Genomic DNA, 9,906 nt, shown 5'->3' with positions numbered 1-9,906 from the left:
AAAAGCGTTTTACTCTTTGTTGAGGGAGATTTGCTTAGAGTGACTAGGCTACTTCCCCCTCGCCGCGATTAAAACGCTTTTATCTCGAACAAAATTTAACCACGAAAGGTCAACACGCCCTAAACACACTAAAGAGCCTGCATTATGAAAGCCCCCAATAGTTGGACATCAATTATTGGGGGCTTTCTGTTTTTGTAATCTGCTCTTTTGAGCCACAAAAAAGCCTTGCTAGTTTCGCAAGGCTTCTCTTATTTCTCATTACTCTAAAATCTAACCGCTATTTTTCTTCGAAGCGCTTCGCTAAGTGATAGAACTCATTCACTTGCTCTTTTAGCTCTGTGGAGTGGTCTTTCACGGAATGTGTTGCAACCAAGTTTTGCTCTGCGGTAGAAGCGATAGACTGCATATGAAGGTTTACTTCGCTCGATAGTTCACGTTGTTTATGAGCAGAGCTTTCAACAGATTGCATCAATTCATTCATCGATTGCATTAGATTTTCAACTTCAGATAAACGCTCTGCGCTCACCTTCGCAACATCACCACACGCGTCTGTTTGGTCTCTGTTCGCCAGAATATCTTTCTGCCAGCTTTCAATCGTCGCCAGCATGGTATCGATGCTCTCTTTAATCTGAACTGTGGCCTTTGACGTTCGCCCAGATAACGCACGTACTTCATCGGCAACAACGGCAAAACCTCGTCCTTGCTCGCCAGCTCTAGCCGCTTCAATCGCGGCGTTAAGTGCTAACAAGTTGGTTTGCTCAGCGATACCACCAATCTCTTCCATTATCTTGCTCACGCTTTGCGCTTGGTCGCTCAATTGGTAAGTCGTGTGCGTCGCTTTCTCCGCTTGAGATGCCAAGTTTTCAAGGTTACGGTGGGTTTGATCAATGCTCTCTTTAGCACCAGCACAAGTTTGCAAGGTCACATCAACAATTTGGTGAGCTTCTTCTGTACGAGTAGAGACTTCATTGGCGGTCACCTCAACCTCTTCAGTTGCTTCACGTACCTGAAGAATATCTTTTGTCTGCTGATCGAGCGCTTCAGTGACTTGGTATGACGTCGCATTAAGGTTATCGGCTAAATCTTGCAATGGTTTCGCTGAGTCTGTCATACGGCCTAACACAGTGCGAATTCGGGCAGACATCAGCTTGAGATGAAAATCAGCAACAGAGAACTGACTGTTACCTGAGTAGACAAGGCGACTGACACTATCGAATTTAGATTGCAGTTTTTTCAACTGTAATGGTGTATCAATGAGCTCTTGTCGGAAAAGCAGTGCTAGAGCAGAAACAGGAAGAAGACTCAATATCCACTGCGATGCTTGCCCTACTTCTACAAGATTTGAAATCAGAGGCGCAGCCAAAGAGCCAAGTAACACTGCGTAACGAACACTGTCACTGATCTGTAGTGACCATTGGCGACCTGACGTCTCAGCTTTCAATAAGCTTTGATAGGCCTTATCCGCAACTTGCACCCATTCGTTTTTCGGCTTAACACGAACAGACTGATAGCCACTCACCTTCCCGCCATCATAAATAGGGGTAACGTAAGCATCAACCCAGTAGTACCCACCGGATTTAGTTTTGTTTTTTACGATCCCGCGCCACGCCTTGCCTTGTTTTAGATTCACCCACATATCGGCAAAAGCCGCTTTAGGCATATCACCATGCCTAACAATATTATGGTTTTGCCCAAGTAATTCATCTTGGTTGTATTCTGCAATGCGACAAAAAGCGTCATTACTATAGGTAATCACACCTTTAAGGTCAGTAGTTGAGACAAGTTGTTCATTTTCGCTTAAAAGCGTTTCACGAGATTGAGAAGGAGAGCTGGCTGTCATTATATTAACTTTTGTTAACTATTATTGTAGCCGAGGAATATATACAATTATTAAAGTTCTTACAAAATGCGAACGTAACATTTTGTGTAAATGACTGCTATTTATACAAAAATAACCAATGCACCTCACAAAACTCTAAACGCTAAGCCTCTTCCCTAACTATTATGCCTTTGATCTAATTATTCACATCTCTATCTGGCTAAAGGTCATGACTCATCTAAGTTAACTGCAGTGGTAAATTTCACTGTTCTCATAGAGACGGAGGTATGGAACTTGCGAATATTCAGATCTTTGCGCAATACTCGTTCAACAAAGTCTTCGTAAGCTTGTATATCTTTCACCGTAACAATCAACATAAAATCAAAGCTGCCTGATATCTGATAGCACTGAGTAACCTCTGACGCCTTAGAAATAGAATGGCGAAAAATTTGATAGATATCCCCTCGATCGCGCTCCATTTCAACGGACACAACTAGGGTCATCTTGCTGCCAGTAAGCTCAGGATTAATGATCGAAACATCACCGACGATCACGCCCTCTTGCCTCAATCGTTTCACTCGCTTTAAGCAAGCAGGAGGTGATAGCCCTACGATCTCGGCTAACGACTGATTAGGGATCCGGTTATTCTTCTGAAGCTCTACCAATATGCTTCTATCTATACGGTCTATTTCCATAATTTCTTAAACCATGATTTTTTGATTGATAATTTCTTACTTTAAGGCAATTTAAAAATTACAGGCAACTTTATAGGTTATTTTTGAAATAATAATCACAACAATCGCGGTAAGATCTTTTTATACAACACAACGAGTTATGGTCGTAACAATGAAATCAACCTATCAATTTTTCAAAGAGCTCCTCAAAGAAATCTTCGATGTCACTTCGACGCTTTTCCGTATCATGATTCCAATCATCATATTGATAAAAGTCGTCGAAGAGCTTGGCGGCATAATGATTCTTAGCGAATGGCTAAGCCCTATAATGGAAAGCGTCGGATTACCCAAAGAAATGGGCTTGGTATGGGCAACAACCATACTCACTAACATCTATGCGGGGCTGATTATTCTTATTAATTCCGATGTTCCCTTAACGGTTGCTCAAGCTTCAATTTTAGGCAGCATGATGCTCCTTGCTCACTCATTGCCAATTGAAGGCGCAATTGCCAAAAAAGCAGGTGTTAACTGGCTGGCTACCCTATCGGTGAGAGTGGGTGGAGGCTTAGTGCTGGCATGGCTACTCAACCTCAGTTATCAATACGGAGACTGGCTCAACTACCCAGCAACCGTGCTTTGGCAACCGGAAGTATCTGGAGACACGAGTTATCTTGGTTGGGCGCTTGAACAGTTCAAGAACTTTGCGGTTATCTTCATGGTAATCTCAGCACTATTACTGTTACTCAAGATCTTAAAGGTTCTAGGTATTGAGAAACTCATGGCAGTATTACTGAGACCATTGTTAAGAGTGCTGGGAATCAGCAAAGACGCAACAAACCTAACAATAATAGGAATCACGCTCGGCCTTTCGTTTGGTGGCGGCTTATTAATCAATGAAGCTAAGAAAGGGCATATCTCAGCAAGAGACGTATTCACCGCAATCATGCTGCTCAACTTGCTCCACAGTTTAATTGAAGATACGTTGTTGATCCTACTCATCGGGGCTGATTTCTACACGATATTTTGGGGAAGGCTTGTATTCTCGGTGTTGGTTGTCGCTATGATATCAAACGTCATTAAGCGCATGAATCCAAGCACTTGCGAACGGTATTTTTATCGCGATGTCTCTCAGTAATAAGTAAATCGCCAACAAGAATAAAAGGAAAAGAACTCAAATACGGGTTCTTTTTTACGACTTGGTACTCCTATCACCTCCGCTATTTTTAAATTTCACGCCCTTGAAACACTGAAAATCATTCTCAACACCCTAATTATTGATATTTCGTGTGAAAATAATTTCAGCACAGGTATTTACTAATAACTCAATTATTAAATGCAATGTTTAAACACAGAGAATATAAAACGCATCTTATTACTTATAACTCCATACCTTGTATAAAGTACTCTCAAGATAATAATCACTTCCCAACCAAGATTATTAAAATCCAAAATATCAACTATTCATTCAACAAAACTCATTAAATAGCTGATAATAAAATAAATAACGACCATTATTTGATATTAACTTTAAATGTTGAAATCGGAACGAACAATTGCTTGTAATAATTATCTATTTGATTGGTTAATTTTATAAATATATTTTGTTACATAATCAAAACTGATGGCTCTTTTTAATATGCTCCTTATAACAGCGCCTCTTACAACCGAGGCTCGCACAACTAAGATTCTTACAAAAACACCCATAAAAGCAATGACTTTAATGGTTCTAACTTTGTCATCACTGTCACAGGCTTCCACTATTGAGAACGATGAACTATTGCTTAAGTCATTGATTAAACGAGGTGTTATCTGTTCTAGCTTAACCTATGAGGAAAATCAAGAAGCTTTACGTATCTATCTCAACGCTAAAAAAGCGAAGAGCACTCCGTTTGATTCAAAAAGTAGAAAAGAGACAACCAATACAAAGGAGATAGAAAGTAAAAAAAATACAACAAACACACGTCAGTTAAATAAGACACCACAAGAGTGTATTAGGCCAAACTCGGACAACAGATCCTAATAAGGCAAGTTGATACTGATATCGACATGGAATATAAAAGGAAAATATAATGAAAATGATGAGAAAAACATTGTTGGCTTCAGCAATGCTTACTCTATTTAGCGTCAGTAGTTATGCAAAAACACCTATTGATTTAGGCGTTGTTAATGAAGACAAACTCATTGAAATGCTAGTTAGACAGGGCTTAGTCGACCAAGATGCAACCGATGTGGCAAAGCACGACGCACTTGACCGCTACTTGAAGAATAAAATCAATTCCGGTTTTAAAGGTGACGCTCAATTCGGTAAAAAAGCACTTGAGCAACGAGCGAAAATACTTAAAGCCATAGAAAAAGGATCTGGCGTTAAAAAGGCGAGCGTCTTTGCGTTAGAAGTCGGCACCAAGCGTACCGATAAAGTACTCGCTCTGTTAGTCGATTTCCCTGATTTGAACTGGGATAACAACAAACTGACCGAAGAGCACACACAAATGCTCTACGAGAGCTACAACCCAGAACATTATCAAGAGTTGTTGTTTTCAAACTCTGGCTACACTGGGCCAAACGGCGAAAACCTAATCTCGATGCGTCAGTATTACCAAAGCGAATCTGGTGATAGTTACAGCGTTGCGGGCCAAGCTGCAGGTTGGTATCGCGCCTCTAAACCTGCGTCATTCTATGGGGGTAACTCCCCTACTACCGACAACGATCTCAACGCGCAAGAACTGGTTCGCGAAGCACTGAATCAATTGGCTCAAGATCCGAGTATCAATCTAGCCGATTACGATATTGAAGATCGTTACGATTACGACGGTGACGGAAACTTCCGTGAACCCGATGGTGTGATTGATCATCTAATGGTGTTCCACGCATCTGTTGGTGAAGAAGCCGGTGGTGGCGTATTAGGCCCTGATGCGATTTGGTCTCACCGATTCAACCTTGGTCGCACTCATGTACTTAAAGGCACCTCTAGCTCGCTTCCAGACCGCTTTGGTGGCCAATACGCAGCATTTGATTACACGATTCAACCGATTGATGCCGCAGCTGGTGTATGTGCTCACGAGTATGGCCATGATTTAGGCTTGCCAGACGAGTACGACACGCAATATACAGGCAAGGGTGAACCTGTCTCTTACTGGTCAATCATGTCTTCGGGCAGTTGGGCTGGTCAAATTGGTGGCACACAGCCAACGGCATTCAGCTCTTGGGCAAAACACTTCCTACAGAAGTCGATTGGTGGTCGCTGGGTTAACGATGATCAAATCTCTATTAATGATCTAGAAGACAACCCACAAGTTTACACGCTGTTCCAAACAACGGATAACAGCCGTCCGAACATGATTAAAGTGGATCTTCCAGAAAAACAGATCGAAGGTTTAAAACCGTTTGCTGGTGAGTATTCGTTCCACTCTCAAAAAGGCGATGACCTGAAAAACAGCATGACACGCAAGTTGGTGATTCCAGCCGGCGATTCTGCACTGCTTTCGTTCAAAACTTGGTATGAAATTGAGAAAGACTACGACTTTGCACGCGTACTCGTGAATGGACAAGCCATTGCCGGCAACATCACCTCATTGGATGACCCGTACAATACTGGCCTCGTTCCTGCTATTGGCGGCGAATCTGGCGGTTGGATTGATGCTGAGTTCGACGTTTCACAATGGGCAGGCCAAGAAGTAGAGCTTTCGTTTGAATACATCACCGATGGTGGCTTGGCGATGGAAGGTTTCTATTTGGATAACCTCAGTGTGGTCGTTGATGGTGAAGTAACCTTAATAGACGATGGTGAGAGCAACTCCACCTTCGCCCTAAATGGTTACAAGCTGAGTAATGGGTTCCACCAAGCGCAACACTACTACCTGTTGCAATGGCGCAGCCACATGGACGTTGATGAGGGTCTAGCCAACATCAAACGCATGGGCCAACTGATCTCATTCGATCCGGGTTTGATTATTTGGTACGTAGACGAATCTCTGACTGATAACTGGGTAGGCAAACACCCAGGTGAAGGTTGGTTAGGCGTGGTCGATGCCGACCAGAATGCAATGACTTGGGAAAAATCCGGTGAAGTCGCTCAAACTCGTTACCAAGTTCGTGATGCGGCGTTTTCACTCAAAGATCATACTCCAATGCGTCTTGTAAACAGCGACAATGATGTGCTCGAAGATACCAGTTTAGTTGGCAATGCTAGCTTCTCGGATGACCAAGATTACACATCGCCTCAAGCACCAGACTCAGGACGTATCCTGACGGAGTTTGGTTTAGCGGTCGATATTGTAAATCAGAGTGACAACAACGAATACGGTGTGGTTCGCTTATCTAAAGTAAGCCAACACAACGTCGCTCCTACTGCGAACTTCGAGCTTAATGTGACTGGCCTGAACGTTTCAGCACGTAACTTTAGCTCAGACCAAGACGGTGAGATCACTAGTTATCTATGGGACTTGGGCAACGGAACAACAAGTAACGAAGTGACACCAACTTGGTCTTACGAGCAAGCAGGTGAATACACGGTGAACTTGACTGTTGTCGACGACAAAGGCAATACCGATTCGTTCAGCTCCGTAGTGAGTGTTGAATCTCCAAACGCTCTTCCAGAAGCAAGCGCGAAGTACATTCACTTAGGTCGCTGGGTAACCATGTGGTCAACAAGTTCAGACAGTGATGGTCGTATTGTTGATACCGAGTGGACACTTCCAAACGGTAAGGTGAAACGAGGTCGTACATTCACTTCAATCTTCCCTTCATACGGTAAGCACAAGGTGACACTGAAGATAATCGATGACCAAGGCGGGATTACGACTAAGACAATTTTAGTCGACCTGTAAATCATAGCAGGCTCTATCATGAGGATTTACAAAATAGGCTTAAGTACTGTTGTCACAGGATATAAACCACGACAGCAGTTTTAAGAAAACGTCATTATTTAAGCCATAAGCGAAAGCCCTACCGATTCGGTAGGGCTTTTTATTGGTCGCAATTTAAGATACTAGGGGTTTAGTCACAGTAAAAAACTTGCTGAACCACCATTCGATGAACCATTACACGGGCTGCTTTTGAATGCGTGATTTACGCGCACTGAATGCAAACAACAAAATTACGGCCAAAACGAATGGTAAAACGTAAACGTTAAGGTTTTGCCAACCTACTGTTGACTCCAACCAACCAGACAGTAGCGCCGTGACAGTTACACAACCAAACACAACAAATTCATTGAACGCTTGTGCCTTGGCTTTATTTTGAGCTTGATACGACTGGCTGAATAAGCCTGTTGCAGCGATGAACATAAAGTTCCAACCCACACCAAGCACAACTAGAGCAGCTCTGAAGTGCCAGATAGATTCGCCATGAATGTTAATCGCGATACAGACGACGAACAGAATCCCGCCCGCCAAGATCATCATTCTTGAGCCAAACTTCTCGATAAGTGATCCGGTAAAAAATGCAGGTACAAACATCCCCAACACGTGCCACTCAATCACGCCAGCAGCTTTAGTAAAGTCAAAACCACAGCCAATCATTGCCAATGGCGTTGCAGTCATCAAAATGTTCATTACAGCGTAAGCAACCATGGCTGCAAAGACCGCACCAATAAAGTTCGGCGCTTTAACGATCACACCTAAAGGATCGGCTTTGGGAGCCTGACTATTAAAAGAGACTTTAGGAAACTGAATGGTTTGTAAGATGAGTAACGCAAGAATGTTCAATCCAATCAAAGAAGCAAAAGCACCAATGTACAAGCCATCTGCTGACCATTGTTGAGACATGATCGCTAAGTTAGGCCCGAGTACCGCCGCCAACACTCCACCAGCCATTGATATTGAAATCGCACGGTGGCGTGCATTTTCGTCACACACTTCGATAGCAGCAAAACGATAAAGCGTGCCAAAACCTATACCTATCCCAAGTAAGAACGTGGCGAAACAAAACAGATAGAAATTTTGCTGAGACAGTGCGTAAGTGGCAAGGCTAGCCCCTGTAATGCCAACCACATTACCAATGCTAAATCCTCGCTTTCTCCCTAACTTACCTGAAATTAGAGACGCAGGAATAGTGGCTGCCATTAAACCCAAAAACTGCAGTGCAACTGGTAAGGTAATCATGCTCACACTGGGCGCAATCTGCTTGCCGATCAAGCCAATCACAGAGATCAGTAATATGTTACCCGTCATCAACAAGGCCTGACACAGTGAGAGCAGCCAAACATTTCTATTCATCTTCGTTCCTAAATATGAGCACAGTTGGTCAATAGACCAAATAATCAACAAAGTCGCAACACTTTGTTACTCATAGCAACTCTACAAGTAGACCAATAGACCAATAGAAAGTGTTACCACCATATGACTTTGATTAGCGTTACTTAAGACGCTAGAGTTGAAATTATCATTACTTAAGATAATAATAATTTTCTGTTATTTATAGGCTTTAGTATTTGAAGGTGAGTATGATCAATCCACTTTGGCTCAATACATTTAAGACTCTGGTTGAAGTTGGACATTTCACCCAAACCGCAGAAAAGTTGTACATGACACAACCAGGAGTCAGCCAGCACATCAAGAAGCTTGAACAAGCTTGCTATTGTGACCTGCTTTCTCGGGAAAATAAAAGCTTCGAGCTGACCGAACAGGGTCGGATTATGTATCGCTATGCGCTCAAGCTAGAAAAAGACCAAGAAGATTTATTCGAATCTCTGAGTTTTGACAATCCTTATGCAGGGCAATGTCATCTATCCTGTTCGGGTTCACTCTCTTTACGTCTGTATCCCAAGCTTCTTGAACTGCAGCAGCAACATCAAGACCTCAGCATCAACCTAGAAGCGGCACCGAACAAAAAGATATTGAACGACCTAATCCAAGGCACCACCGATATTGGAATCGTAAGACATTCACCCAATGACAGCTATTATCAGAGCCAAGTTATTGGTAATGAGGCGCTGTGCTTAATCGTCCATCATAGTCTTGCTGACTTAGAGATTACCCCTGAAGCTCTGCACAATATCGGCCTCATAGCCCATCCAGACTCTGCTCATTACCTGTCTTTGTATTTTGACCTATGCGGAGATAAAGATTTAGCGAACATCAACATCAATGAGATCCCGAAGTCTGGCTACATTAATCAACTCCACCAAATTCTATTACCCGTATCAAAAGGGCTTGGGTTCACCGTGTTACCCGCAGGGGCTGTCGAAAACTTTCCAGACAAAGAGAAGTTGCATGTTGTGCCACCTAAAGTGAAGGTTGAAGAAACACTGTATTTGGTTCAGAAAAGAAATCGAAAACTGCCGCACAGATACAACACCCTTATCGATCTAATCAAACAACAGGTCAGTAATTAATCCGAGACACAGAAAGAAGTAAAGCCTTTAGCTAGTTCGTTATTTCGCAGCAAGAGCTAAAGGCTTTAATGTTGGAGTGA

The 9,906-nt window shown here is 42.8% G+C and carries 7 protein-coding genes; 4 read left to right on the top strand and 3 right to left on the bottom strand.

The features are described 5' to 3' along the window. Positions 1-277: 277 nt before the first annotated feature. Both AB4180_RS15175 and AB4180_RS15170 read right to left on the bottom strand, forming a co-directional pair. A complete protein-coding gene (locus AB4180_RS15175) occupies positions 278-1,840 on the bottom strand; it encodes a PAS domain-containing methyl-accepting chemotaxis protein (protein WP_102250294.1) in 1,563 nt (520 codons plus the stop codon). Positions 1,841-2,046: 206 nt separating this feature from the next. After that, positions 2,047-2,514, bottom strand: coding sequence for an Lrp/AsnC family transcriptional regulator (locus AB4180_RS15170; protein WP_009844861.1), 468 nt, complete (start codon positions 2,512-2,514; stop codon positions 2,047-2,049). Between the two features lie 151 nt (positions 2,515-2,665). On the opposite strand from AB4180_RS15170, the gene AB4180_RS15165 reads away from it, so the two are divergent. The 3 genes from AB4180_RS15165 to AB4180_RS15155 all read left to right on the top strand — a co-directional run bounded on the left by AB4180_RS15165 (position 2,666) and on the right by AB4180_RS15155 (position 7,319). Further along, positions 2,666-3,628 carry a hypothetical protein gene (locus AB4180_RS15165; RefSeq protein ID WP_102250296.1) on the top strand — a complete coding sequence of 321 codons (963 nt, stop codon included), beginning with the start codon at positions 2,666-2,668 and terminating at the stop codon, positions 3,626-3,628. 576 nt (positions 3,629-4,204) lie between these two features. Continuing rightward, the gene (locus AB4180_RS15160; RefSeq protein WP_102250295.1) at positions 4,205-4,513 is read left to right on the top strand and encodes a hypothetical protein; all 309 of its coding nucleotides are present in this window, start codon (positions 4,205-4,207) and stop codon (positions 4,511-4,513) included. 49 nt (positions 4,514-4,562) lie between these two features. Next, positions 4,563-7,319 (top strand): immune inhibitor A domain-containing protein, encoded by a 2,757-nt coding sequence (locus AB4180_RS15155; RefSeq protein WP_102250293.1) that lies wholly within the window; start codon positions 4,563-4,565, stop codon positions 7,317-7,319. A gap of 213 nt (positions 7,320-7,532) precedes the next feature. Here the strand turns inward: AB4180_RS15155 and AB4180_RS15150 are convergent, their stop codons facing one another. Continuing rightward, on the bottom strand, positions 7,533-8,708 hold the full coding sequence (locus AB4180_RS15150) for an MFS transporter (RefSeq protein ID WP_102250292.1): 1,176 nt from the start codon (positions 8,706-8,708) through the stop codon (positions 7,533-7,535). Positions 8,709-8,935: 227 nt separating this feature from the next. On the opposite strand from AB4180_RS15150, the gene AB4180_RS15145 reads away from it, so the two are divergent. Beyond that, positions 8,936-9,826 (top strand): LysR family transcriptional regulator, encoded by an 891-nt coding sequence (locus AB4180_RS15145; RefSeq protein WP_102250291.1) that lies wholly within the window; start codon positions 8,936-8,938, stop codon positions 9,824-9,826. Positions 9,827-9,906: the final 80 nt, after the last annotated feature.

The sequence above is a fragment of the Vibrio sp. 10N.286.49.C3 genome (assembly GCF_041469545.1).
Lineage (GTDB): Bacteria > Pseudomonadota > Gammaproteobacteria > Enterobacterales > Vibrionaceae > Vibrio > Vibrio tasmaniensis_A.
Note: the sequence above shows the minus strand (reverse complement) of the source record. Positions and strands in the feature narration are given on the sequence as shown.